Here is a 23675-nt window from a genome sequence, read left to right as displayed (position 1 = left end):
CGATGCGCGATCTGCTCGAACATCGCCGCCTGGTCATCACGATCACGCTGCTTTACCTGTCGCAGGGCATCCCGATCGGTATTGCGATGGATGCGATGCCGACACTGCTGCGCCACGACGGCGCGCCGCTTCACGCACTCGCATTCCTGCCGCTCGTCGGGTTGCCGTGGGTCGTGAAATTCCTGTGGGCGCCCGTCGTCGACAACCGCTGGTCGCCACGCCTCGGGCGGCGGCGCAGCTGGATGCTGCCGATGCAGACCCTCGTGGTGGTGTGTCTCGGCTGCCTCGCGCAGATCGGGATGACGGTCGCGACGGCCGGCTGGGCGGTCGGCCTGCTGGCCGTCGCGTCGCTTGCCAGCGCAACGCAGGACATCGCGAACGACGGCATGGCCGCCGAGCATTTCAGCGGCGACACGCTCGCGAGGATCAACGCGATCCAGATTGCCGGCGTGATGATTGGCTTCTTCGGCGGCGGCGCCGGCACACTGACGCTGATCGGCCTGTTCGGCCAGCCGGCCGCGTTTCTCGCGCTGGCGGCCGTGCCGCTCGCGAGCCTGGTCTGCGTGCTGTGGGTGCTGCCGCGCGATGCGGACCGTGCGCGGGCGCGGCCGGCACACGACGCGAGCCTCGTGCGTTTCGCGAAGCGGCCGCGTTCGTGGTCGCTGCTGTCGCTCGCGCTGCTGTCGGCGATGACGGCCGTATCGGGCTTCGGCCTGTCGAAGCTGTTTCTCAACGACGCGGGCTGGACGCTCGACGCGATCGGCAAACTCGGGATGGCGGGCGGCGTCGTGACGGTCGTGCTCGGTTGCGGCGGCGGCGCGTGGCTCGTGAGGCGGCTCGGGGTATGGCGTGCGTTCACGGCCGGCGTGAGCTGCGCGGGCGCGGCGGCGTTGCTGTGGTTCGCGCAGGCGTGCGGATGGCTACCGGTGTCGCCGTCGTGGGCGTGGCTGTGCACGGTGCTCGGCTCGCTGGCGACGGGGATCACGTCGGTGTCGATCATGACGGCCGGCATGCGCTTCGCGGGCGGCAGCGACCAGGCCGGTACCGACGTGACGGCCGTGCAGAGCACGCGCGATCTCGGCGAGCTGATCGCGTCGTCGACGATCCTGTCGCTGACCGCGAAGGTCGGTTATACGGGCGGGTTTCTCACGGGTGTCGGGCTGGCGGTGCTGGCCGCGTTGATCGCGATGACGCTGCGGCGGCGGGAGGCAGCGCATGCGGCGAAGGGGAGCGATGTGCTGGCGTCGTGACGGCGGCGCGGTCCGGCGCGCGCCGGTCGCGCTGCGTCACCTCAGCCGCGCGTCAACCGTCGCGCCGCCAGCAGCGCGAGCGCGAGCAGCACCGCGACATACGCGGCGACGCTCGCCCACGCGCCGTGTTGCCAGAACGTCCCGCCGATCGAGCCGAGCACGCTCGACCCGACGTAGTAGGCCAGCAGATAGAGCGAGGCCGCATGCCCCTTCGCGGCCCCCGCGAGGTTGCCGACCCAGCCGCTCGCGACCGAGTGGGCGACGAAGAAGCCGATCGTGACGAGCACGATGCCGACGACGATCGCGACGAGCGAGTGCGACAGCGTCAGCGCGAGGCCCGCCGCGAAGACGACGATGCCGCTGACGAGCACCGGGGCTCGCCCGAGGCGGTCGGCGAGCGCGCCGGCGCTCGACGATGACACCATCCCGAACAGGTAGGCGCCGAAGATCAGTCCGCAGGCGGTCGGGCTCAGGTTGAACGGCGCGGCCATGAGCCGGAACCCGGCGTAGTTGTAGATCGTCACGAACGCGCCCATCACCAGGAAACCGATCGCGAACACGAACGGCAGACGCACGTGACGCAGTTGCGCGTGCCACAGCCGGATGTGATGACGCAGCGTCAGGTCGGTGCGCTTCACGAAGCGGCGCGATGTCGGCAGCAGCATCACGAAGGCGATCGCCGCAAGCAGGTCGATGACGCCGATCGTCAGCATCGCCGTGCGCCACGAGAAGTGCTCTTCGAGCGCGCTCATGCCGATCCGTCCGATCATGCCGCCGAACGCGGTCCCGCCGACGTAGAGGCCCATCGAGAAGCCGAGCCCGTCGGCGGCGATTTCTTCCGCGAGATAGGCCATCGCAACCGCCGGCACGCCGCCGAGCGCGAAGCCTTCGAGCGCGCGCCAGAGCAGCAGCAGGTTCCAGTTCGGCGACAGCGCGGCCAGCAGGTTGAACAGCGCGGCCAGCGTCATCGACGCGAACATCAGCCCGCGCCGTCCGACGCGTTCGGACAGTGCGCCGGCGCACAGGATCGACACCGCGAGCATCCCGGTCGACAGCGACAGCGACAGCGAACTCGACGCCGCGCCGAGGTTGAATTCGCGGGCGAACGCGGGAAGCAGCGGCTGCACGCAGTACAGCAGCGAGAAGGTGGAAAAGCCGGCGAGAAAGAGCGCGAGCGCGATGCGCTTGTACGCGGCCGAGCGCGGGGACACGCCGGCCGGCAGGGCATCGGGCGCGGTTTGCTGCGGGCCGGGCATGGAGCGGGAAATCGAGGGGGCGGACATGGATGCACTCGATGTGCGACGGGAATGCACGAATTCTTGCGCATCGTCATGTATATGTCCAATATATGAAAAGAACCGCAGCGATATGTTTTAACACTGGCTTGAAGGCCGCCTCGACTTCCCGCAAGGTCGCTCACGAATGGAACTCCGGCATCTCCGATACTTTCTGGCCGTCGCGGCCACGTCGAATTTCACGAAGGCCGCCGACCTGCTCGGCATTGGTCAGCCGCCGTTGAGCCAGCAGATCAAGGCGCTCGAAAGCGAACTCGGCGTGGAGCTGTTCAAGCGGACCGCGCGTGGCGCCGGGCTGACGCTGGCAGGCGAGGTCTTCGCGGAAGAGGCGCGACGCGTGCTCGACGATGCCGAGCGCGCGGCACGCGCGGCCAGGCGTGCCGCGCGCGGCGAAACCGGCCATCTGCGGGTCGGTTTCACCGGGACGGCGGCGTTCAACCCGAAAGTGTCGGATCTGATTCGCCGCTTTCGGGAGGCGTTTCCGGATGCGGAGTTGACGTTGCAGGAAGCGACGTCGGGTGTCCTGCTCGAGGCACTGGATGCCGGGCGCCTCGACGTGGCGATCGTGCGGCCGGTGCGGCGCGTCGCCGCGACGTTGCGCGCCGCCGACTGGGACGAGGAGCCGATGTTCGTCGCGCTGCCCGTCGCGCATCGGCTGGCGCCGCGCCGGCGTATCGATCTGGCGGAACTGGCCGACGAGTCGTTCGTGCAGGTGCCGCGGGAGGCCGGCAGCGCGTTGTTCGACGACATCGTCGCCGCGTGCAAGGCCGCCGGATTCGAGCCGCGCATGGCGCAGCCGGCGCCGCAGATGGCATCCGCGGTGACGCTGGTGGCGGCCGGGCTCGGCGTATCGGTCGTGCCGAAGGCGATCACGCAGGTGCAGGTGCCCGGGGTCGTGTACCGGCCGTTCGCGGGTAACGGGCTGCGCGCCAGGCTGGCCATCGTGTCGCGATGCGACGAGCCGTCGGCGGTGGTGCGGAATTTTCTGCGGCTGGCGTAGCCGAAAACGAAAAACCCGCGAAGCCATCTGCTGTCGCGGGTTTCGGAAAATACGCGGAAAACGTTGAAGCTGCATTTGGTGCCGACGGCGAGACTCGAACTCGCACAGCTTTCGCCACTACCCCCTCAAGATAGCGTGTCTACCAATTTCACCACGTCGGCACTGCAAGGGGCGCAATTCTAACGTCACATTGCGCGTTTGTGAAGGGGCCGTGACAACGTCATGATTTTGCACGGCAGCGATCCCGGTAGAATCCGTCGGATCGGTCTGGCGACCGTCGCAACCGCAACCCGTTTTCACCCGTGACCCACACCCTCGAACAACTGCAGGCCGGACAACTGTCGGGCGCACGGCAACTCAAGCTCGCATGCGGGTTGACCGAATTTCCGCGCGAGATCCTCGATCTGGCCGATACGCTCGAAGTGCTCGACCTGACCGGCAATGCGCTGTCCGCGTTGCCGGACGACCTGCCGCGGCTGCATCGCCTGCGCATCCTGTTTGCATCCGGCAACCGCTTCACCGCGTTCCCCGACGTGCTCGGCGCGTGCGGGCAACTCGACATGATCGGCTTCAAGGCGAACCGGATTCGCACGGTGCCGCGCGGCGCACTGCCGCGCGCGCTGCGTTGGCTGATCCTCACCGACAACGCGATCGACGCGCTGCCGGCCGACATCGGCGACTGTTCGCGGCTGCAGAAGCTTATGCTCGCGGGCAATCGGCTGCGCGCGCTGCCGGCCGAAATGGCCGCATGCCGCGCGCTCGAACTGGTGCGCCTGTCGGCGAACCGGCTGGAGGCGTTGCCCGACTGGCTGCTGCGCCTGCCGCGTCTCGCGTGGCTCGCCACGGCCGGCAATCCGTTCAGTGCGGCGCCGGAGGCGGCGGCGGCGGCGGGGCCGGACGTCGCGCAGATCGACTGGGCGTCGCTGTCGTGTGAGCGGAAGCTGGGCGAGGGCGCATCGGGCGTCATTTACCGGGCGCAGTGGCGTATGGACGGCCACCCGTCGCGCGCGGTCGCGGTCAAGCTGTTCAAGGGCGCGGTGACGAGCGACGGCCTGCCCGATTGCGAAATGGCCGCGTGCCTGCACGCCGGCCGCCACCCGGACCTGATCCCGGTGATCGGCAAGGTGAGCGGGCATCCGGACGGCACGCACGGCCTCGTGATGGAATTGGTCGATCCCGCGCTCGGGAATCTCGCCGGGCCGCCGAGCTTCGCTTCCTGCACGCGCGACGTGTATGCGGCCGACGCGCGCTTCGCGCCGGCCGAAGCGGTGCGGATCGCGCACGGCATCGCGTCGGTCGCGGGCCATCTGCATGCGCGCGGCATCATGCATGGCGACCTGTATGCGCACAACATCCTGCACGACGGGGCAGGCGGCGCGTTGCTGGGCGATTTCGGCGCGGCGTCGCTCTACGACGTGAACGACCGCACGCGTGGCGGCAGGTTCGAGCGGCTCGAAGTGCGCGCGTTCGGCTATCTGCTCGGCGAGTTGCTCGAGCGATGCGAGTCGCGCTCGGATGCCCTCGATGCCCTCGCGGCGGCCTGCCTGAATGAGGATATCGACGCCCGCCCGTCGTTCGGCGAGATTGCCGCGGCGCTCGCCGCGCACATGCGCTGACGCGCTTGCCCGCTTACGCCTGCCGTGCGGTCAGCAGCTTGATCCCGAGCCCGACGAACAGCAGCCCGCTGGCGCGCTTGAGCGCACGTGCTGCGCGACGCATGCCGAAATCGCGATGGAATCGGCGCACGCCGGCCGAATAGACGCTGTGAACGATCACGACGGTGCAGGCGATCGTCGCGTACATCACGACGAACTGCAGCGCGAGCGGGCGATCGTGCACGACGAACTGCGGCATGAATGCCGACAGGAAGACCATCGTCTTCGGATTGCTGCCCGATACGAACAGCGCTTCGCGAAACAGCTTCGCGCGGTCGGGCATGGCGCTTTGCGTGGCGCCGCCCGACGCGGCGGCCATGCGGTCGCCGCGCAGTTGCCGCACACCCAGAACCATCAGGTAGGCGGCGCCGACGACCTTCATCGCGACGAACAGCGGCGGCATCGCGGCCAGTACGGCGCCGACGCCGAGCGCGACGAGCAGCACGACCACACCCTGTGCGACGAGATTGCCCGCGATCGTCGCGGCGGTGCCGGGCGTGCCGTAGCGCACCGTGTTGCGGATCACGAGCAGCACGTTCGGCCCGGGCGACAGTGTCGTGGCGAGATAGGCTGCGGCAAACAGCATCCAGGTCTGAAGGGCCATGCGTTGCTCCGGGTGACGGTTCCGGCGGACGGGATGCAGCGATGGTGCCACGCCAATAATGGCGCGGGCCGCCGCCGGAACCGTGCGGGCGCGGCGCGTCAGTGCGTGTCGCGCATGCAGTACGCGGGAACCGACGGCGGCGTGTCGATCGCGGCGGGCCGCGTCATCCACGCGATCCACGCGGCCCACAACCCGCAGACGATCAGTACGGCGAGATTCAGCGGCGTCCGGTAGCGGACGATCCGGCCGGCCAGCGGCAGGCGGTCTTTCATGTGCGTCTCCTTCGATCGGGATACCGGGTGCGTTACTGGCCGGCGTAGGTCGGCGCCTTCGCGTCGCAGGTGACCGACACCGTCGAGCCGTCCGCGAAATGCAGCCGGAACGGCACCTTCGAACCGGGCGCGACGGCCTTGCGCGGTTCCTCCAGCATCACGTGATAGCTCTTCGGCTTGAAGGTCAGCGAGCCGTGCGCGGGGACGACGACCGAGTCGACATGAACCATCTTCGCGGTGCTGCCGTTCGTCTGCGTTTCATGCACCATCGCCATCCCGTATGCGGGGCTGTCGATGCCTGTCAGCGTGGCGGGCGTGTCGCCGTCGTTCTTCAGCGTCAAGTAGCCGGACGACGGCACCGTCGCCGGCATCGCGCGGATCCAGCACGCATCGGCCTGCACGGCCGGCGCGGCGAACGAGGCGGGCGCTTGCAGCGCGAACACGGCAACGAGCAGGGCGGTCGGAATCGGGTGTTTCATCGTTTGTTCTCCTGATGGGGGGGCCGGGGCAGCGTGCGCGTTACTTCAGCGTGAACGTGTAGCGGCCTTGCGTGCGATGGCCGTCGCTTGCCACCGCGACCCACGCGACCGTGTACGCGCCGGCCGTCAGGCTGGCCAGGGCGACGTGCATCCGTTTCCGGTTGCCGGCGTCGACGGCCGATTTCCCGTCGGTGACCGATTGACCATGGCCGTCGGTGACGGCGATCGAGCTGAAGGCCGGTTCGAGCGCTTCGCTGAAATCGATCGTGACGGCGTGCGGCGCGGCCGACCGCGTGGCGTCGGCGGCCGGGACCTGCTTCTTCGGGATGGCGTGCGCATGGGCAGCCTGGATGACGACGAAGCCGAGCGCGGCGAGTGCGCCGCGAAAGAGCGTGGCGGTATGCATGAGGGTGAGCGTCCTTCGAAACGTGACATGGCACGCACGCGAGCGGCGTGCGCGGACCACGCGATGCGCGATGGCATCACGTGCAACGACAGCGGATCAGGACGTGAACGGCGGGGCGCGCGGCTGCGCGGCCGTGAGCGGCAGCGCGCGGCGCAGGCTTTCGAAGCGGGTGGCCGCGCGATGCTGGATCACGCGTACGTGGGCCGCGAACGTCAGTTCGGGGGCGGGCAGCGCGGGGGTATGGGCAAGCAGGCTGCAATAGCCGCATGCCTGGAGATGCGCGTGGAGACTGGTCGACGGATCGGACGCGTGGCCGCCGGCGGCCGGCGCGGCCGTGCAGTAGCCGGCCAGCAGCGCGTCGACACGCCCTTGCGTGGTGAGCGCCTGCGAGATCGTCGGCGCGAGCGCCGTCATCAGGATGGCGAGCATCCCGATCAGACTGCCGATCTTCTGGAGGCGACGACTCAGCATGCGATGCGCGGCGGCGTATGGGCGACGATGGAGCGGATTATGCCACGCACGCCGGTGCGCGGGACGGCGGCGGCATGCGGCGAAGCGGCGCGCTACGCGTGCTTCGCCAGGTATTTCGTGATCAGCATCATCTGCGCGGCCCAGCCTTGGTCGTTCATCTCGCGCGCTTTCGCGCGGCGCGCTTCGATCAACTGGTCGAAACCCGTTTCGGTGACCGTGAGCAGCGTGCCGCCGGCCTGGGCGGCGAGCGTGAACGTGACGAGCGTCATCGGCTCGGACGCGTAATCGAAATGCGGGTCGATCGCGAACGGATGCCAGCGAAACGAGAACAGTTGCTGCGGCTCGATGCGATCGACGACGATTTCGAACACAGTGCCCGCATAGGGTTCCTGTGCCTTGGCGACGTCGTCGTCGACGCGCGTCGGCGTGATGCGGCCGAACAGCGGCTGGTCGGCCGCGAACGGCCCGTCGAACGCGACGCCGAACCACTGGCCGAATTCGCCGGAATTGCTGACGGCTTCCCACACGCGGTCGGGCGAGGCCGCGAGCTGGACTTGTTTCTCGATGCGATCGGTTGACTGGGTCATCGCGTTCTCCACGCAGGATCGGGCGTTGCAGGACGGCGCGCGTGGCCGCACGCCGCGTCTAGTCGAGCATGGCCGCGTCGGGCACGTCGAGCACGAGGTCCGACGTCGCGACGGCCACGCACGGCAGCGTATAGCCGTCGGCCTTTTCCTCGCGGCTCAGGCCCGGCCATTCGATCGTGTAGCGTACGCTGCCGCTGACGATCCGGCAAAGGCAGCTTCGGCACGTGCCGTTGCGGCACGAGCGCGGCAGCGACACGCGCGCGAACGCGGCGGCCTCGAGCAGCGTCAGCGAATCGGGCGCGTCGAAGGTCGCGCCGAGCGGCTCGATGCGCACGAGGGGCGGGTGGTCTGGATCGGTCATGACTGAAGCGGGCGGCGGTCGGCGGCAACGCGCCAAGCATACCCGAACCGGCCGGCGGGCAGCGTCCGCCGGCCGTGGGCGTCAATGCCGCCGCAGGTAGCGGTACACGGTATTGCGCGCGAGGCCGAGCTCGCGCGCGGCGGCCGATACGTTGCCGCCGTGCCGCGCAAGCACGGCGTCGATCACCGCGGCCTGGCGGCTTTGCAGCGTCGTGCCTTCGTGCGTGCCGGCCGGCACGGTCGGCGTGGCCGGCGTGGCGGCAGCGGGCGCGGCCGATGCATCGTCGCAGTCGAGCCAGAAATCGTCGGGCAAATGCGCGAGCGCGATTTCGGCTTCGTCTTCGGCGAGCATGCCGGCCGTGCGCAGCACGTTGGTCATCTGCCGCAGGTTGCCGGGCCAGCGGTGGCGCTTGAACGCATCGAGCACGTCGGCCGCGATGCGGCGCGGCATCGGTTCGCTGCGCGCCAGCCGCGCGAGAATCCGGTCGACCAGGACCGGCAGGTCGGTGCGCGCGGCCAGCGCCGGCAGCGTGACCGCGAGGCCGTTGATCCGGTAGAACAAATCTTCGCGGAACGTGCCGTCCGCGATCATCGCGCGCAGGTCGCGATGGGTCGCGCAAACCACGCGCACGTCGACCGGTACCGCGCGCGCGCCGCCGAGCGGCATCACCGCCCGCTCCTGCAGCACGCGCATCAGCCGCACCTGCTGCGCGAGCGGCATGTCGCCGATCTCGTCGAGAAACAGCGTGCCGCCGTCGGCCTGCGCGATCTTGCCGGGGCTGCCGCGCTTGCGCGCGCCCGTGAACGCGCCGTCTTCATAGCCGAACAGCTCGGCCTCGATCAGCGAATCGGGCAGCGCCGCGCAGTTGACCGCGACGAACGGGCCGTCCGCGCGCGGCGACGCCTGGTGCAGCGCGCGGGCGAGCCATTCCTTGCCGGTGCCGGTCTGGCCGAGGATCAGCAGCGGCAGGTCGCGCCCGCGGATCTTCGCGACGCGTTCGAGCACGGCGGCCATGCGTGCGTCGCCGGTGTCGAGCGTCGCGAACGTGATCGCGTCGGGGTCCGGCGCGCGTACGCGCGCGGCCGGCGCGGGCGGCGTGACGGCGACGGCCGTCTTCTGCGCGTCCGGGAATTCGCAGCGGGCGAGCACGCGCACGCCGGTCGACAGCGTCAGGCGGAACGTGGCGCCCGGCGCGCGGGCGGCCTGCTGCGCGAGCTGCGCGAAGCGCATGCCGAACAACGCGTCGCTGGCCTGATGTTGCAGTGCGTCGAACGACGCGCCGAGCTGGAATTGCGCGCTGCGGTTCGCGGCGATCAGCCCGCCGTCGGGGCCGAACGCGACGAGCCCGGCGAACAGCGAATCGACGCAATCCTCGTGCGCGTGAAAGCGCAGCCGCAGCGCTTCGCCGCACTGGTTCGCGAACAGGTGGTTCTCGATCAGCTGCGCGGACATCCGCACCAGCGCGAGCGTATGCGGGCTGGAGCCGCGCGGGTCGCCACTGACGTCGAGCGTGCCGAGCGTGCGGCCGAACGGATCGACGATCGGCGCGCACGAGCAGGTGAGGATGTGGTTCGCGCGCAGGAAGTGTTCGGAACCGTGCACGACGACGGCCTGGCCCGACGCGAGCGCGGTTCCGATCGCATTGGTGCCGCGCGCGCCTTCGGCCCACGACACGCCGGTGCGCAGCGCGACGCGGTTGGCTTTTTCGATGAAGTCGGCGTCGCCGATGCTGTGCAGGATCACGCCGTCGGCGTCGGTCAGCAGCACGAGGCTCTGCGTCTCGGCGATCTGCGCGTGGAGGTCTTCCATCACCGGGCGCGCGTGCGAGAACAGCGTGTGATTCGTGTCGAGCAGTTCGCGCAGCGCGATACGCGACAGCGGCGTGAAATCCGGGCGTTCGTGCGCGCGCAGGCCGACCGCGGTCGAACGCGCATGCGCCTGCGCGAGCAGGTCGGTGCGACCCGCGGTGACGGGCAGCACGAAGGGTTGCGGCATGACTTGTCTCCTGTTCCCGGGGCAGCCCGGGCCGACCGAATCGGAACCGGCGGCGGAGTGCGTCTCCGCTCGCGGTGCACCATCCGGCGCAACAGCCGTCCGTCCGGGTACGCATCATCATACAAGCGCCACGTGCGATGCGCGACCGGGAACAAAATCTCCTTGCTTTCAGGCGCCCGCCTGCAATGATGGAAATGGAGCACGCACGCGCCGTGTTCCGCATTGCAACATGCATGCGACGCGACATGCATCCGTTCGGGAGACGCATCATGGTTCGGACGGAACTGAGAGTCGTGCTGGCGGCCATCGCCACGTTCATCATGCTGGGCGGCATCGCCGTGGCGATCCACGGATTGCTGTTCGATCTGGCCGATGCGGTCCAATACGGGGCGGCTGCGATTGCGGTGGGCGTCACGACCGCCGCGATCGCGCTCAACGTCTGGCCTACCGATCCGCACTGAAGCCCGTTTCCGAAACGGTGCCCGATGCCGTGCTGATCTGAGGAATGGCGCGTCGGAACGACGCATGCGGGAAAATTTGTCTCCTGCGCGAAACCGTCTAAAGTGGAAAGCAACCGGCATGCGTCGGCCGCCCCATCCCCCGCGGTCGTGGCCTCCGCCGGCGAGCCCGCGTACATTTCGTCCGGCCGGTGGCGGACGACGGACGCGGTCATTCGTTTTCTACCGGTCGAGGCGGCTCCCATGCAGATCCATTTCACGAACGAGAAGCCCGAGTATTCGGGGCGCGACCTGATGCTTGCGTTCACGGCACTGGTCAATGGCGAGCGCGTCCAATGTCAGATCACCGCCGAGGCGCTGGAAGACCACTTCGGTGCGGCATCACCGCGCTTCGAGGACATGGTCGGCGCATTCGACCAGCACCGCGACCGTATCGAGGCGGCTGCGCGGCGCCTGCTGTCGGAGACGCGCGCGCAATGCGTGACGCTGCGCAGCGGTTACGTGCGCTTCTACGAGGCCAACTGGCGCTGACGACACGACGCTCGTCTCGCGGCGCGCGCGATCGAGCGCGGCGCACGCGAAGACGTTGCCATGCAATGCCGTTCGGCGGGCCGGGCGGCATTTTCGTATGCGGGCGCCGCCGGTTGTCCGGCGCATATGTACGGCACGGTGCGTCGACGCGCCGGGATCGCGCAAGGAGTCGTGCGAAAGTGCGAAAACAAGAACGCCACCCGAAGGTGGCGTTTTTTCATCCGCGGCGCGGCGTGTCGCTTACTCGCTGCCGAGATAGAAGAAGCGGAACAGGAACACGGCCGCGATGATCCAGACGATCGGCTTGACCGTGCGCGCCTGGCCCGTCAGCAGCTTGAGGCCGCCGTACGCGATGAAGCCGAACGCGACGCCGTTCGCGATCGAGTACGTGAACGGCATCAGCAGCGCGGTCAGCGCGGCCGGCACGGCTTCCGTCGCATCGTCCCACGGCACCTCGACCATCTCGCGCAGCATCAGGCACGACACGTACAGCAGCGCCGGCGCCGTTGCGTAGGCCGGCACGACGCCGGCGAGCGGTGCGATGAACAGGCACGCGAGGAACAGCACCGCGACGGTGATGGCCGTCACGCCCGTGCGGCCGCCGGCCTGCACGCCCGATGCGCTTTCGATGTACGCGGTGGTCGACGACGTGCCGAGCACCGAGCCCGCGACGATCGCGGTGCTGTCGGCGAGCAGCGCCTTGTTCAGGCGGTTCATCTTGCCTTCGACGAGCAGGCCCGCGCGGTTCGCGACACCCATCAGCGTGCCCGTTGCGTCGAACAGCTCGACGAGGAAGAACACGAGGATCACGTTGATGATCCCGGTCGACAGCGCGGCGCCGATGTCCAGCTTGAACAGCGTCGCATCGATCGACGGCGGCGCGGAGAACACGCCGTGGAACTGGTTGCCGGCGAAGAAGAACGACAGCACCGTGACGCCGATGATGCCGATCAGGATCGCGCCGCGCACGCGCAGGTGGTCGAGCGTGACGATCGTGAAGAAGCCGACGATCGCGAGGATCGTCTCATGCTTGTGCAGGTCGCCGAGCGTGACGAGCGTGGCCGGGTTGCCGACGATCACGCCCGACGTCTTCAGCGAGATGATGCCGAGGAACAGGCCGATGCCGGCGGTGATCGAGATCCGCAGCGATTTCGGAATGCCGTTGACGATCGCCTCGCGCACGCGGAACAGCGTGACGAGCAGGAACAGGCAGCCGGAGATGAACACCGCGCCGAGCGCGGCCTGCCACGTGAAGCCCATCCCCTTGACGACCGTGTAGGCGAAATACGCGTTCAGGCCCATGCCGGGCGCGCACGCGATCGGGTAGTTCGCGTACAGCCCCATGATGATCGATGCCAGCGCCGCGACGAGGCAGGTCGCGACGAACACGGATTCCTTCGGCATGCCGGCGTCGCCGAGGATCGCGGGGTTGACGAAGATGATGTAGGCCATCGTCAGGAACGTGGTGACGCCCGCGAGTATTTCGGTGCGGAAGTCGGTGCCGGCTTCAGCGAAGCCGAAATACCGCTTGATGGATTCCATGAAGGCGTTTCTCCGGTCGGGTTGTCGTGTTGATTGTTGTGCCGAATTGTTGTGCAGGCAGCGCGCGGCGGGCTTAATGTAACCAGCCACTATTTCCTGGCTATCGGCGGATTGTAATAGCGCGGATAGCTCGGACGATATAGTTGGAGGGCACGATCGGTTGCCTGCGCGCGAACGGTCTGGCAGCCCGGCCGCGCGACGAAGGCGCGCATTTTACCGGTTCGCGCGGCACGGGCCGGCAGAAATGGCGGAAACGGTGGAAACGGTGGAAACGGTGGAAACGATGGAAACGATGGCAGGCGGGCAGGCGAAACCGGCCGATGCGTGTGCAACGGCGCGGCGGCCGCATCGCGCATGGCGGATGCGCGACGACCGGCGACGCAAACGGCGCGCCCGCATGCTGCACGAATACGGTGCAGGCGGCGCCCGCGCGCGGCCGGTGCGAATGCACGACGGCGGCGTGCGGCGGGCATTCGTCAGCCCAGGCGGTGGCAGGTATCGGGCTATGCTGCGCCGAAGCCGTCCCGTCCGCAACTGTCATTTCGCGATGCGGGGGCGACTGTGGTTTCTGTGTAAAAGATTGCAAGACCCCATCGCGTAAACCGGCAAGTCTTTCTAGGATAGATACACCGCGCATGCACACGCCGGCCGGTAATTGCCGACGCGGGGGAGTCGCAGTCCGTGCAGGCCAGGCGGTGAATGGCGGTCAAGGCCGTTGCGCGTTCGGGCAGGCACGGCCGATTGCGATTGGCCGATGCGGGTTCGTCCGTAATCACGGAGGTCAGCATGTTGAACTGGATCAGCCGTTGGGCGATGCGACACGCCCCCACGCCGGAAAAAACCGCTGCGTCGATGCTCGTGACGGCGCGCATGGAACTGTTCGCAGCCGAACAGCGCGTCATCGATGCGAAATTACAAGCGGATTACTGGCGCACACGCGTGTCATTCCTCGAAGAGGTGCAGAAGCAGGGCATCGATCCGTGGGTGACCTCGCAGGCAGCGCAACGTCCCGACGTCGATTCCACTCCCCGGAGCACGGGCCCGCGTCTCGCCGCCAGCACCTGATGCACGCACTGCATCCGGTTGTTGCGCACGGCGTGCGATCGCTCGCGGCCCGCACTCGCGGGCCGCGACATTCGATGCGCACCCGCGGCGCATTGCGCCGCGGGTGCGTCCGTTTCCGGCCGCGGCCGTTCCGCGTCCCGCGTGCGTGACCGCACGTCGCTCATCCGCTTCTTCTCCCTATCCCGACGAGCCAACGTTGCACTTGCGCGAGCATGCGCCTCAAGCGCTCGCCGCGCCGCACGTACGCGGTCGTGATCGTCGCTTCGGCCGACCGGTCGCCATCGGTGCCGAGCCAGATGCGCTCGCCGCGCGCGATGCGCAGCATGTCGCCGGGCCGCACCCAAAAATCGTCGACGTTCGGCGGGCGCGTGACCCACAGCGCCGCGCCCTGCGTGCGGAGCTCCGCATCCCGCGGCGCACGCCAGGTCATCGTCGTGCGCGGGGCGACCGCGAAACGGATCACGACGGTCGGTAACGCGATCGTGCCGGCGCGGCGCCGATCGGGACGGTCGAACAACGGGCTTGCCTGGTCCATCGTCTTCTCCATTCAGTGAGCCGGACGGATGACGCGCACCAGAACAAAAAGGCCTCATCCGTTTCCGGTGAGGCCTCGTGTGACATGCGGTACTGCTCGATTGCTAACGCACAAGCGCCTCCCGTGAATCATTCTTTCGAATGTTCATCGAGCAATGAATCGCGACGGCGATGAGCTTGAACGTAGGCATGCGAACGATTTTGTTGTCGGGCCGCGGTGTTGTCAACGACTATTTTCGGGATATGCGACGGTGAGCCGATGGCGCGCGTGCGCGGTGTTTCATGAGGTCGAGGCGAGCCCGGATCGCACGCGCGACGATGCATGCGTCACGCGCGACTTCGATGTCTCCCGCCCAGCATGCGGCGCATTCGTGCGAGCGCTCGCGCGGGCCACGCGTCGCGTTTCATCACGTACGCGGTCGTGATCGACGCCGCGGCGGGCCGCTCGTCGTCGGTGCTGATCCAGATGCGATCGCCGCGCCGCAGGCGCAGCACGTCGCCGGTTTGTATCCAGTAATCGTCGAGGCAGCCCAGCCGCGTGATCCACAGCGTCGCGTCGTGTGCGCGGACCTCGGCATCGTGCTGCGCGCGCCATGCCAGCGTCGTGCGCGGCGCGACCGTGAAGTGCAACTCGACTCTCGGCAACGCGATCGTATCGGTGCGGCAGCGATCGCGGCAAACAACCAGCAGGCTTGCTTGGTCCATCGTCATCTCCATCCGTTGAGCCGGACAGGATGACGCGCACCAAAACAAAAAGGCCTCATCCGAATCCGGCGAGGCCTTGTGACATGCGTAACTGAATCGCGATGCTAATGCACAAGCGCCTCCGGTGCTCGCCACGTGTGGGCGTTCACTCGATTTTCATGCGCGATGGCGATGGGCTTGAGCATAGGCATGCGAACGAGTGTGTCGTGGCAGCGCGGCAATGTCAACGGAAATTTCGAGATACGTGGCGGTCACGCGTCGCGTTGCGCGAGGCCGTTCACGAGCAGCTCGGACAGCAGGCCCGTCATCCCTTCCGGGTGCGTGGCCGCACGTGCCTTCAGCTGCTCGACGAGTTCGGCGTTGAGCTTGCACGCGAACGGCACGAGGCCCTGTTCCTGGTCGAGCTTGCGCTGCGCGCGGCGGTCGAGCTTGGCCGCGTCGTCGGCGCCCTTGCCGAAACGCGCGGAGTTCGACTGCTTCATCGCGTGCGTCAGCTTGAGCGCCTTGTTCTTTTCGAGATCGGTTTTCTTCATGGCCATCGCGGCACCTCCGGGAAATTGAAGCCGCGATTGTACGCATTTCGGCGCGCGCCGCCCGCCGAACCGGCCGTAAACCCGGTTACGCGCCCTTCGCCGTGCCCCAGTTGCCGCCGTGCGCGGCCGCCTGCGCGGCCGGCGAGCGCGCGAGATACGCGAGCGCCTGCTCGGTCGACCCTTCGTGGTGCGGCGTATAGCCGGGCTTGAAATAACGTAGCGCCGCGCCGATCACCTTCCAGAACGACGGCAGGTGCCCGCGCCGCGAACCCTGCCACCACGCGAGCACGAAGCCCGGGTAGCGGCCGGCGTCCGGGTCGCGCCGGTACATGAACTTCGCGCCGGTCGTGATGTAGTAGAGCAGCAGCACGATCACGAACGCCATGTGCACGCAGCGCTCCGGATAGGTGCCGCCCAGGTGCCGGTAGATGTCGAACGCGACGGTGCGGTGCTCGACTTCCTCGGCGCCGTGCCAGCGCAGCAGGTCGACCATCGTCGGGTCGGCACGGCCTTCGTCGAGACCGTGCGCGTTGAGCACCCAGTTGCCGAGATAACCGAAGAAGTGCTCCAGCGACGCGATCACGGCCAGCTGCTGCCGCAGCCAGAAACGCGTGTGCCCGATCTTCAGCCCGAGCGGTTGTTCGCCGAGCACGCGCGTGAACAGCCGGTTGAGCTTTTGCGTGAACGGCTTCGTGTCGATCCCGTGCCGGTCGTAGTAGTGCTTCAGCACGCCGCCGTGCGAGCGCGAATGCACGGCTTCCTGGCGCAGGAAACCTTCGGCCTCGTCGCGCAGGCGTGCATCGGTGATCAGCGGCAGCGCCTTGTTGTACACGCGGCAGAACCACAGCTCGCCTTCCGGGAACAGCAGGTTCAGCGTGTTGATGATGTGCGTGCTGCCCGGATCGTTCGGCACCCAGGTGACCGGCGTGTCGCTGAAGTCGAATTTCACGTGCCGGGCCTTGATCTTGTGGTAGTCGGCGGTATCGGTCATGTTGTCTCCCTTTGCGGCGTCATGCGCCGTCAATGCGATGCCATGCTGACGCGGGCGATCATCCGGCCGAGCCACGGCAGGAAGCGGCCGACGAAACGCATCGCATGCGCCTCGCCGCCGACCGCGACGACGGGGCGGTTGCGCAGCACGCCGTCGACCATCGCCTGTGCGACGGTTTCCGGTTTCAGGCCGCGCATCTGGTAGAGCTTCGTCGCGCGCTTGCGCAGCCGCGCTTCGTCCTGGGCATTGGCGCCCGCGTATTGCGTCGACGCCATGATTCCGGTCTCCGCGAAACCCGGGCACACGGCCGTCACGCCGATGCCTTGCTCCGCGAGTTCCGCGCGCATGCACTCGCTGAGCATCAGCACCGCGGCCTTCGTCGTCGCATACGCGGGCAGGTCGCGTGACGGCCCGAACGCGGCGGCCGACGCGGTATTGACGATGTGCCCGCCGGTGCCGCGCGCGGCCATCTGCCGCGCGAACAGCCGCGAGCCGTGGATCACGCCCCACAGGTTCACGTGCAGGATGCGCTCCCAGTGCCGCGCGCTCGTGTCGAGGATGCCGCCGGCCATGCCGATGCCGGCGTTGTTGATCACGATGTCCGCGCCGCCGAGTTCGCTGCCGACCCACGCCGCGAGCGCTTCCATCTCGTCGGCGGACCCGACGTCGACGCGTTTCGCATGCGCGTGCGCGCCGGTCAGCCCGAGCAGCAGCGCGGTGCGTTCGGCGCTGGCGAGATCGATGTCGCATGCGACGACCGTCGCGCCTTCGCGGGCGAACGCGAGCGCCGCGCAGCGGCCGATGCCGCTGCCCGCGCCGGTGACGACCGCGACCTTGCCGCTGAAACGGCCGCTGGTGGCGCGGCGGCGCGCGTTCGCGAGCGCGGGCGGCTCGGTGCCCGATTCGACCGCGTCGATCAGTTGCCCGGCGAGATCCGCGAAGCGCGCGGGATCGGCGAGCGGCAGCCAGTGGCCGGCCGCGACTTCGCGGCGGTAGTACTGCGGCACCCAGCGCGACAGGTTCTCCGAGAGCGCGGGGCTCACGTACTTGTCGCCGAGCGGCACGATCGTCTGCACGGGGGCATGCGCATAGCGTTCGCGCGGCGCGAACAGGCAGCGGATGAAGTTCGCGCGATAGAGGCGCACGCCGCGCGCGCCGTCGTCGGCCTGCGTCGGGCGCGGCATCGCCGGCGTCTTCTCGAGCCGGCGCAGCAGGCGCGGCCACGCGCGGCCGAGCCACAGCCGCCAGCCGAGTTCGGGGACGAACGGCAGATGGAACAGGTACACGTACCACGAGCGCACGAGCTGGCCGCCGAGTTTGCCGAGCGACGCGGGCGTCGGGCGCAGCACGCGTTCGCGCAGCCAGAAGCCGACGTGGTCGAGGCACGGTCCCGAGCACGACGTGTACGACGCGATGCGGCCGGCGAGGCGCGGATCGGTGACGAATTCCCAACCCTGGATCGAGCCCCAGTCGTGCGCGATCAGGTGCACCGCGCGGCCGGGGCAGAGCGCGTCGATCACCGCGACGAAGTCGTCGGTCAGCTTCGCGAGGTGATAGTCGGCCGTGCGCTTCGGCGCGCCGGACAGGCCCGCGCCGCGCACGTCGTACGCGATCACGTAGTGCTTGCGCGCGAGCAGCGGCGCGACGTGCCGCCAGACGCTGCTGTCGTCGGGATAGCCGTGCACGAGCACGACCGGCGAGCGGGCCGGGTCGCCCCAGGTCCTGACCGCGAGCGTCAGGTCGCCGGAGGCGACCGCCGTCTCGCTGTGAACCGATTCGAACAGGGCCAGCGGCGCTTCGTCGGAAAGAGGCTGCATCGTGAGTCCGTCGTTCAGGGAGTCGGAGGGGCGCCGCGTCAGGCGGCGGCCGGCACGGTCGAAACGGCCTGCGCGCGTTCGGCCTGGCGGCGCTGCCAGCGGCGCACGTGCGGCAAGTCGTCGTCGAGCCAGTACGCGTCGTCGTCCGTGATCACGAGCAGTTCCTCGAATTTCGCGCCGACGCCGGCGAAGCCGAGATGCGGCTCGACGGCCCACAGGCCCGGCACCGGCGCATGCTCGGAGCGGCGGTCGATCGACCACAGCGGCGACCAGCCCTGCTGCTTCGCCGCGCGGCCCTGGTCGAGCAGCAGGTTGCGCGTCGCGTTCAGCCCGAAGCGCGCGACGAAGCGCGGCTTCGACAGCTTGTGGATCTTCGCGACGCGATGCGCGAGCACCTTGAACGGATAGGCCTTGTGGCGCGGCTCGACGCCCTGGCGGCGGCACAGCGCGTCGACTTCCTGCGCGACCTCGGCCATCGGACGGCGCGCCTTCACGAGCCGCACGATCATGTCGCGATGGTCCATCAGGTCGTCCTGCAGCTGTTCGAGGATCGGGTTGTGGCCGAGGCAGTGCGCGTAGCCGACGTCGGCGACGATGCCGTCGAGCACCGGCGCGACGTCGAGGATCACCGGCATGTCGGTTTCGAGCTGGCGATTGCTCGGGAAGAACGCGAGATTGAAGCCGCCCATGTGCTTGAGGCCGGAGAAGCCTTCGAACGCGGTGCGGTCGCCGAACCACGCGAACGGCTTGTGCAGCCAGTCGTGCACGCCGTTGTCCTGCAGCCATTCGGTCAGCAGGCGCGCGGCTTCCTTTTCGGTGATGCCGGGGTAGAGCATCGCGCCGACGGTTTCGACGCAGCGGTACGCGAGCTGCTGGACCGCGCGGAATTGCGGCAGCTCGTCGAGGTGGACTTCCGGCAGCGGATGGTGATCGGCCATGGTGCGTCTCCGTGTGGGCGCTGATCCGGAACGCGCCCGCCGGCGTCGCCGTCGCGGGTTATTCAGTCAGCATTTAATGTGTCATTGATCGATGTAAAGATCATAGACGGTTCCGGGGCGACGGACGTGGGGATTTGTCCTAATGGAGACGCGGAATGGAGGGCCTCCTCTAGAACGGAACGCGGCGCCGCGCCGCGCCGGATCGCGTCTTGCCAGGGCTGACGGATGACGGTTTTCGCGGTTGTCGTGCCTGCCGTTCCCTGCGCGTCGGGATCGGCGTCGCGGCAGCGGGTGTCACGAGCGGTTCCGCCGCCAGCCGTGCATGTCGTGCTGGATCAACTCTCCGTCGTGTCGCGGCGCGACGCTGTCAAATTGCCGAAATAATTTCGTCACATCATTCGCCCCCGATTCGAAGCCGTCCCGGCTTTGCGGTGGCGGTGCGCCGCGCAGCGTCCGGGGGCAGCGGCCGGAGCCGATTCGACATTTCCAGGAGAGAGACCATGCAACGCCGCCAGTTCATGAACACCCTTGCCGCAGCGACCGCTGCGTCGTCGCTGATGCTCAAGGCCGGCACGGCCCGCGCGAAGAGCGCGACCGCGCCGGACGCGCTGGACCCGGGCCGCTGGTCGCCGTTCAACGCCGCGCGCCTGCAGGCGGTGCTCGACCAGCACGGCGTCGCGAGCGCCCGCTACGACGGAAAGCGCCGCCCGTATGCGGTGTTCGACTGGGACAACACGTGCATCATGAACGACTGCGAAGAGGCGTTGCTGATGTACCAGATCAACCATCTGCAGTACAAGCTGACGCCGGACGAATTCGTCGGCGTGATGTGGAAGGATGTGCCGAAGGGCGCGTTCATGAAGGACTACACGACCGTCGACGGCAAGCCGGTGACGATGGAGGATCTCGCCGCCGACGTCGAATCCGATTACCGCTGGCTCCATGCGAACTACAAGGGTTTCGGCGGCGACAAGAGCCTCGACGAGATTCGCGAGACCGACCAGTTCAAGGATTTCCGCGCGAAGCTGTACTTCATGTACGACGCGATCTGCGACACGCATCCGCTCGAAGTCGGCTACAAGTGGATCATCTATTTCTACAAGAACATGACGACCGCCGAACTGCAGGCGATGGCGGAAGCGTCGAACAACTACGGCATCGGCGACGCGCTGCGCAAGGTCCGCTACGAAAGCCCGAAGACGCTGCCGGGCAAGGCAGGCGTGGTGGCCGACACGCATTTCCACGGCATCCGCATTCACGAGGAAATCCGCGCGGTGATGCATACGCTGCGCGCGAACGGCATCGACGTGTACGTCAGCACGGCGTCGCTCGACGACGTCGTGCGCGTGTTCGCCGGCAATCCGAACTATGGCTACGGCGTGGAGCCCGAGAACGTGATCGGCCTGCGTCTCGACATGCAGGACGGCCAGTACACGAGTACCTATCCGGCCGGCTGGCACTTCAACTGGGGGCCCGGCAAGACGGTGGGCATCCGCAACGTCCTCGCGTCGAAGAAGGGTTACGGCCCGCTGCTGGTGTTCGGTGACAGCGACGGCGACGCGTGGATGCTGCGCGACTTCAAGGACACCGCGGCCGGCGTGATCGTGAACCGGATGAAGAAGGGCGAGATCGGCGCGGACAGCAAGCTTGCGGCCGAGCAGATCGGAAAGCCGGACGCGCGCTTCCTGCTGCAGGGGCGCGACGAACACACGGGCCTGATGATCCCGGACGAGAAGTCGATCAAGTACGGCAAGTCCGATCGCAAGCTGCTGGCCTGACGCGGGCCGCACCGCCTGCGTTTCAGCGCTCGCGCGGCGCGCCCAGGCGGTCCAGCCACGCCCCCAGCAGATCGATCGGCAACGGAAACACGATCGTCGAGTTCTTGTCCGCCGCGATCGTCGTGAGCGTCTGCAGATAGCGCAGCTGCATCGCCTGCGGCTGCAATGCAAGCCGCTGCGCGGCCTGCAGCAGCTTCTCCGACGCCTGCAGTTCGCCTTCCGCGTGAATCACCTTCGCGCGCCGCTCGCGCTCGGCTTCGGCCTGCCGCGCGATCGCGCGGATCATCGTCTCGTTCAGGTCGACATGCTTGATCTCGACCGTCGACACCTTGATTCCCCACGCATCGGTCTGCGCGTCGAGCGTCTTCTGGATATCGGCGTTCAGCTGCTCGCGCTCGGCGAGCAGCGCATCGAGTTCGTGCTTGCCGAGCACCGCGCGCAGCGTCGTCTGCGCGAGCTGGCTCGTCGCCTCGAAGAAGCGCGCGACCTGGATCACGGCCTTCTCCGGATCGACGACGCGGAAATACACGACCGCGTTGACCTTCACCGACACGTTGTCGCGCGTGATCACGTCCTGCGGGGGCACGTCGAACACGACGGTGCGCAGGTCGATCCGCACGACCTGCTGGACGATCGGGATGATCAGCACGAGCCCCGGCCCCTTCACTTTCCAGAACCGGCCGAGCATGAACACGACGCCGCGTTCGTACTCGCGGAAGATGCGGATGGACGACGCGACGAGGACGACGACGAAGACGATCAGGACGCCGCTGAAGCCGAACGTGTAGCCGATCATGAAGGTTCTCCCTGGTGATGGGGCGGCGCAGGCATGTCGTAGAGCGGCGCGACGGTCAGCGTCAGCCCCTGGCGGCCGGTGACGCGCACGCGGCAGCCGGCGGCCAGCGGCGCGCTGCTCGCCACGCGCCAGCGCTCGCCGTGCACGCGCGCCCAGCCCGCCGCGGACGGCGCGGTGCCGGCCGCGCCATGCGGCTGGTCCGGATGAAGGCCGTCGTCGAGCACTTCGCCGACGCTGCCGAGCATCGCCTCGGCGCCCGTCACGACCGGCCGCCGCCGCGCGCGCAGCGCGACGCTCGACGCGCCCGCGACGAACAGCCCGCCGCCGAGCGCGAGGCTCGCGATCACGGGCCACGGGATGCCGTAGCCGGGCACGTCGGTGTCGATCAGCATCAGCGCGCCGATCGTGAACGACACGATTCCGCCGAAGCCGAGCACGCCGAAGGTCGGCAGGAACGCCTCGGCGACGAGGCAACCGAGGCCGAGCAGCACGAGGCCGAGGCCCGCATAGCTGATCGGCAGCAACTGCATCGCGAACAGCCCGACCAGCAGGCAGATCGTGCCGGCGACGCCCGGCAGCACGAAGCCGGGGTTCGCGAACTCGAAGAACAGGCCGTAGATGCCGATCGTCAGCAGGATCAGCGCGACGTTCGGATCGGCGATGATCACGAGGAAGCGGCTGCGCCAGTCGGGTTCGACGACGACGAGCGGCGCCTGCGCGGTCGCGAGCCGCACCGTGCCGGCGGGGGTCGTCGCGCCGTGGCCGTCGAGCTGGCGCGCGAGATCGGCCGGATCCTGCGCGATCAGGTCGATCACGTGCTGCGCGCGCGCCTCGTTCGCCGACAGGCTGACGGCTTCGCGCACCGCGCGCTCGGCCCATTCGGCATTGCGCCCGCGCAGCTGCGCGAGGCCGCGGATGTAGGCGGAGGCGTCCTGCATCGCCTTGCGGATTTCGGTCGATTGCGTATCGGTCGGCAGCGCGGCCGCCGTGGCCGATGCCGCCGATGCGCCCGATGCGCCCGATGCGCCCGATGCGCCGGTCGGCCGCGGCGCGGCAGGGTTCCCGCCCGGCGGCGCGGCGCCGCCGATGCCGAACTGCACGGGCGACGCCGCGCCGAGATTGGTGCCGGGCGCCATCGCCGCGAAGTGGCTCGCATACACGATGTAGGTGCCCGCGCTCGCGGCCCGTGCGCCGCCCGGCGCGACGAACGCGGCGACCGGCACCGGCGAGCCGAGGATCGCCTTGATGATCTGCCGCATCGACGTATCGAGGCCGCCGGGCGTGTCGAGCTGCAGGATCGCGAGCGGCGCGTGCTCGCGGGCGGCGCGCTCGAGCGCACGCACGATGAAATCGGCGCTGGCCGGGCCGATCGCGCCGTTGACGGGGATCACGATGACCGGGCGCGCGGCGGGCGCGTCGACGGGCGACGGCGCGGCGACCGCGGCACATACGACGAGCAGCGCCGCGAACAGCGCGGCGCGCGCGACCCGCGCGGACAGCGGGTGACGGGGCCGACCGTCGGGCGCGGCAGGCGCCGGCGGCGGCTCATGACGGTGAAAGCGCATCGGGGCGTCCAGGCGGCGCGCGGCCGCGCGCCGTCCGGCTCGCGGAA

25 protein-coding genes and 1 tRNA gene are annotated in these 23675 nt (G+C 68.5%); 7 read left to right on the top strand and 19 right to left on the bottom strand.

Annotated features, from left to right (window positions below):
* Nucleotides 1-2: 2 nt before the first annotated feature.
* Nucleotides 3-1250, top strand: coding sequence for a RhtX/FptX family siderophore transporter (locus VXM69_RS12325; RefSeq protein ID WP_034186223.1), 1248 nt, complete (start codon nt 3-5; stop codon nt 1248-1250).
* 41 nt (nt 1251-1291) lie between these two features.
* Here the strand turns inward: VXM69_RS12325 and VXM69_RS12320 are convergent, their stop codons facing one another.
* Complete coding sequence (locus VXM69_RS12320) at nt 1292-2533, bottom strand: MFS transporter (protein ID WP_034186181.1); 1242 nt, start codon at nt 2531-2533, stop codon at nt 1292-1294.
* A 139-nt stretch (nt 2534-2672) separates the two neighbouring features.
* Here VXM69_RS12320 and VXM69_RS12315 point away from each other — a divergent pair, with 139 nt between their 5' ends.
* A complete protein-coding gene (locus VXM69_RS12315; RefSeq protein ID WP_034186182.1) occupies nt 2673-3545 on the top strand; it encodes a LysR family transcriptional regulator in 873 nt (290 codons plus the stop codon).
* Nucleotides 3546-3621: 76 nt separating this feature from the next.
* Here the strand turns inward: VXM69_RS12315 and VXM69_RS12310 are convergent.
* Nucleotides 3622-3706, bottom strand: a tRNA-Leu gene (locus VXM69_RS12310).
* 141 nt (nt 3707-3847) lie between these two features.
* Between VXM69_RS12310 and VXM69_RS12305 the strand changes: the two genes are divergently transcribed.
* On the top strand, nt 3848-5161 hold the full coding sequence (locus VXM69_RS12305) for a leucine-rich repeat-containing protein kinase family protein (protein ID WP_049031260.1): 1314 nt from the start codon (nt 3848-3850) through the stop codon (nt 5159-5161).
* 13 nt (nt 5162-5174) lie between these two features.
* Here VXM69_RS12305 and VXM69_RS12300 read toward each other — a convergent pair whose 3' ends face one another.
* From VXM69_RS12300 to VXM69_RS12265, 8 genes are all read right to left on the bottom strand, one after another.
* Complete coding sequence (locus VXM69_RS12300) at nt 5175-5804, bottom strand: LysE family translocator (protein WP_367188679.1); 630 nt, start codon at nt 5802-5804, stop codon at nt 5175-5177.
* A gap of 98 nt (nt 5805-5902) precedes the next feature.
* A complete protein-coding gene (locus tag VXM69_RS12295) occupies nt 5903-6076 on the bottom strand; it encodes a hypothetical protein (RefSeq protein WP_367188678.1) in 174 nt (57 codons plus the stop codon).
* Between the two features lie 32 nt (nt 6077-6108).
* Nucleotides 6109-6555, bottom strand: a complete 447-nt coding sequence (locus tag VXM69_RS12290) for a copper chaperone PCu(A)C (protein ID WP_034186185.1) — start codon at nt 6553-6555, stop codon at nt 6109-6111.
* A gap of 40 nt (nt 6556-6595) precedes the next feature.
* Complete coding sequence (gene copC / locus VXM69_RS12285; RefSeq protein ID WP_367188677.1) at nt 6596-6961, bottom strand: copper homeostasis periplasmic binding protein CopC; 366 nt, start codon at nt 6959-6961, stop codon at nt 6596-6598.
* Between the two features lie 96 nt (nt 6962-7057).
* Complete coding sequence (locus tag VXM69_RS12280) at nt 7058-7432, bottom strand: DUF2946 domain-containing protein (RefSeq protein WP_367188676.1); 375 nt, start codon at nt 7430-7432, stop codon at nt 7058-7060.
* A 92-nt stretch (nt 7433-7524) separates the two neighbouring features.
* The gene (locus tag VXM69_RS12275) at nt 7525-8019 is read right to left on the bottom strand and encodes an SRPBCC family protein (RefSeq protein WP_034186224.1); all 495 of its coding nucleotides are present in this window, start codon (nt 8017-8019) and stop codon (nt 7525-7527) included.
* A gap of 58 nt (nt 8020-8077) precedes the next feature.
* Complete coding sequence (locus VXM69_RS12270) at nt 8078-8380, bottom strand: 2Fe-2S iron-sulfur cluster-binding protein (protein WP_049031263.1); 303 nt, start codon at nt 8378-8380, stop codon at nt 8078-8080.
* Between the two features lie 81 nt (nt 8381-8461).
* Nucleotides 8462-10375, bottom strand: coding sequence for a sigma-54-dependent Fis family transcriptional regulator (locus VXM69_RS12265; protein ID WP_034186188.1), 1914 nt, complete (start codon nt 10373-10375; stop codon nt 8462-8464).
* A 185-nt stretch (nt 10376-10560) separates the two neighbouring features.
* Between VXM69_RS12265 and VXM69_RS12260 the strand changes: the two genes are divergently transcribed.
* Together VXM69_RS12260 and VXM69_RS12255 are read left to right on the top strand one after the other, a co-directional pair.
* Nucleotides 10561-10836: a DUF2964 family protein gene (locus VXM69_RS12260; protein WP_226103934.1), complete on the top strand. Its 276-nt coding sequence runs from the start codon at nt 10561-10563 to the stop codon at nt 10834-10836.
* 240 nt (nt 10837-11076) lie between these two features.
* Nucleotides 11077-11364 (top strand): DUF1488 domain-containing protein, encoded by a 288-nt coding sequence (locus VXM69_RS12255; RefSeq protein WP_011354308.1) that lies wholly within the window; start codon nt 11077-11079, stop codon nt 11362-11364.
* Nucleotides 11365-11604: 240 nt separating this feature from the next.
* On the opposite strand, the gene VXM69_RS12250 is transcribed toward VXM69_RS12255, so the two are convergent.
* Nucleotides 11605-12906 (bottom strand): NCS2 family permease, encoded by a 1302-nt coding sequence (locus VXM69_RS12250; protein ID WP_034186189.1) that lies wholly within the window; start codon nt 12904-12906, stop codon nt 11605-11607.
* 786 nt (nt 12907-13692) lie between these two features.
* Between VXM69_RS12250 and VXM69_RS12245 the strand changes: the two genes are divergently transcribed.
* On the top strand, nt 13693-13971 hold the full coding sequence (locus tag VXM69_RS12245) for a hypothetical protein (protein ID WP_034186190.1): 279 nt from the start codon (nt 13693-13695) through the stop codon (nt 13969-13971).
* A 160-nt stretch (nt 13972-14131) separates the two neighbouring features.
* Here the strand turns inward: VXM69_RS12245 and VXM69_RS12240 are convergent, their stop codons facing one another.
* The 6 genes from VXM69_RS12240 to VXM69_RS12215 form a co-directional block, all read right to left on the bottom strand.
* On the bottom strand, nt 14132-14506 hold the full coding sequence (locus VXM69_RS12240) for a DUF2917 domain-containing protein (RefSeq protein WP_069705530.1): 375 nt from the start codon (nt 14504-14506) through the stop codon (nt 14132-14134).
* Between the two features lie 326 nt (nt 14507-14832).
* Nucleotides 14833-15210 carry a DUF2917 domain-containing protein gene (locus VXM69_RS12235; protein WP_367188675.1) on the bottom strand — a complete coding sequence of 126 codons (378 nt, stop codon included), beginning with the start codon at nt 15208-15210 and terminating at the stop codon, nt 14833-14835.
* Between the two features lie 251 nt (nt 15211-15461).
* Entirely contained in the window at nt 15462-15749 is a 288-nt protein-coding gene (locus tag VXM69_RS12230; RefSeq protein WP_034186191.1) for a hypothetical protein, read from the bottom strand.
* 79 nt (nt 15750-15828) lie between these two features.
* Nucleotides 15829-16734 (bottom strand): metal-dependent hydrolase, encoded by a 906-nt coding sequence (locus VXM69_RS12225; protein WP_034186192.1) that lies wholly within the window; start codon nt 16732-16734, stop codon nt 15829-15831.
* 29 nt (nt 16735-16763) lie between these two features.
* Nucleotides 16764-18551, bottom strand: coding sequence for an SDR family oxidoreductase (locus VXM69_RS12220; protein WP_200086328.1), 1788 nt, complete (start codon nt 18549-18551; stop codon nt 16764-16766).
* 38 nt (nt 18552-18589) lie between these two features.
* Nucleotides 18590-19489: a M24 family metallopeptidase gene (locus VXM69_RS12215; protein WP_034186194.1), complete on the bottom strand. Its 900-nt coding sequence runs from the start codon at nt 19487-19489 to the stop codon at nt 18590-18592.
* A gap of 500 nt (nt 19490-19989) precedes the next feature.
* Between VXM69_RS12215 and VXM69_RS12210 the strand changes: the two genes are divergently transcribed.
* Complete coding sequence (locus VXM69_RS12210; protein ID WP_367188674.1) at nt 19990-21267, top strand: haloacid dehalogenase-like hydrolase; 1278 nt, start codon at nt 19990-19992, stop codon at nt 21265-21267.
* 22 nt (nt 21268-21289) lie between these two features.
* Here VXM69_RS12210 and VXM69_RS12205 read toward each other — a convergent pair whose 3' ends face one another.
* Nucleotides 21290-22063 carry a slipin family protein gene (locus VXM69_RS12205; RefSeq protein ID WP_034186196.1) on the bottom strand — a complete coding sequence of 258 codons (774 nt, stop codon included), beginning with the start codon at nt 22061-22063 and terminating at the stop codon, nt 21290-21292.
* On the bottom strand, nt 22060-23628 hold the full coding sequence (locus VXM69_RS12200) for a nodulation protein NfeD (protein WP_367188673.1): 1569 nt from the start codon (nt 23626-23628) through the stop codon (nt 22060-22062). The genes VXM69_RS12205 and VXM69_RS12200 overlap by 4 nt, the downstream gene beginning before the upstream one ends.
* Between the last annotated feature and the right edge of the window lie 47 nt (nt 23629-23675).

The organism is Burkholderia sp. Ed8 (assembly GCF_040761425.1).
In the GTDB taxonomy this organism is placed as follows: domain Bacteria; phylum Pseudomonadota; class Gammaproteobacteria; order Burkholderiales; family Burkholderiaceae; genus Burkholderia; species Burkholderia seminalis.
Note: the sequence above shows the minus strand (reverse complement) of the source record. Positions and strands in the feature narration are given on the sequence as shown.

Bases quoted from the DNA above. Each gene is read 5' to 3' on its own strand.
- VXM69_RS12220 (WP_200086328.1), bottom strand. From the start codon at position 18,551: ATGCAGCCTCTTTCCGACGAAGCGCCGCTGGCCCTGTTCGAATCGGTT.
- VXM69_RS12200 (WP_367188673.1), bottom strand. From the start codon at position 23,628: ATGCGCTTTCACCGTCATGAGCCGCCGCCGGCGCCTGCCGCGCCCGAC.
- VXM69_RS12245 (WP_034186190.1), top strand. From the start codon at position 13,693: ATGTTGAACTGGATCAGCCGTTGGGCGATGCGACACGCCCCCACGCCG.
- VXM69_RS12225 (WP_034186192.1), bottom strand. From the start codon at position 16,734: ATGACCGATACCGCCGACTACCACAAGATCAAGGCCCGGCACGTGAAA.
- VXM69_RS12215 (WP_034186194.1), bottom strand. From the start codon at position 19,489: ATGGCCGATCACCATCCGCTGCCGGAAGTCCACCTCGACGAGCTGCCG.
- VXM69_RS12325 (WP_034186223.1), top strand. From the start codon at position 3: ATGCGCGATCTGCTCGAACATCGCCGCCTGGTCATCACGATCACGCTG.
- VXM69_RS12320 (WP_034186181.1), bottom strand. From the start codon at position 2,533: ATGTCCGCCCCCTCGATTTCCCGCTCCATGCCCGGCCCGCAGCAAACC.
- copC (WP_367188677.1), bottom strand. From the start codon at position 6,961: ATGCATACCGCCACGCTCTTTCGCGGCGCACTCGCCGCGCTCGGCTTC.
- VXM69_RS12280 (WP_367188676.1), bottom strand. From the start codon at position 7,432: ATGCTGAGTCGTCGCCTCCAGAAGATCGGCAGTCTGATCGGGATGCTC.
- VXM69_RS12210 (WP_367188674.1), top strand. From the start codon at position 19,990: ATGCAACGCCGCCAGTTCATGAACACCCTTGCCGCAGCGACCGCTGCG.
- VXM69_RS12300 (WP_367188679.1), bottom strand. From the start codon at position 5,804: ATGGCCCTTCAGACCTGGATGCTGTTTGCCGCAGCCTATCTCGCCACG.
- VXM69_RS12265 (WP_034186188.1), bottom strand. From the start codon at position 10,375: ATGCCGCAACCCTTCGTGCTGCCCGTCACCGCGGGTCGCACCGACCTG.
- VXM69_RS12205 (WP_034186196.1), bottom strand. From the start codon at position 22,063: ATGATCGGCTACACGTTCGGCTTCAGCGGCGTCCTGATCGTCTTCGTC.
- VXM69_RS12255 (WP_011354308.1), top strand. From the start codon at position 11,077: ATGCAGATCCATTTCACGAACGAGAAGCCCGAGTATTCGGGGCGCGAC.
- VXM69_RS12250 (WP_034186189.1), bottom strand. From the start codon at position 12,906: ATGGAATCCATCAAGCGGTATTTCGGCTTCGCTGAAGCCGGCACCGAC.
- VXM69_RS12230 (WP_034186191.1), bottom strand. From the start codon at position 15,749: ATGGCCATGAAGAAAACCGATCTCGAAAAGAACAAGGCGCTCAAGCTG.
- VXM69_RS12240 (WP_069705530.1), bottom strand. From the start codon at position 14,506: ATGGACCAGGCAAGCCCGTTGTTCGACCGTCCCGATCGGCGCCGCGCC.
- VXM69_RS12260 (WP_226103934.1), top strand. From the start codon at position 10,561: ATGATGGAAATGGAGCACGCACGCGCCGTGTTCCGCATTGCAACATGC.
- VXM69_RS12270 (WP_049031263.1), bottom strand. From the start codon at position 8,380: ATGACCGATCCAGACCACCCGCCCCTCGTGCGCATCGAGCCGCTCGGC.
- VXM69_RS12295 (WP_367188678.1), bottom strand. From the start codon at position 6,076: ATGAAAGACCGCCTGCCGCTGGCCGGCCGGATCGTCCGCTACCGGACG.
- VXM69_RS12315 (WP_034186182.1), top strand. From the start codon at position 2,673: ATGGAACTCCGGCATCTCCGATACTTTCTGGCCGTCGCGGCCACGTCG.
- VXM69_RS12235 (WP_367188675.1), bottom strand. From the start codon at position 15,210: ATGGACCAAGCAAGCCTGCTGGTTGTTTGCCGCGATCGCTGCCGCACC.
- VXM69_RS12275 (WP_034186224.1), bottom strand. From the start codon at position 8,019: ATGACCCAGTCAACCGATCGCATCGAGAAACAAGTCCAGCTCGCGGCC.
- VXM69_RS12290 (WP_034186185.1), bottom strand. From the start codon at position 6,555: ATGAAACACCCGATTCCGACCGCCCTGCTCGTTGCCGTGTTCGCGCTG.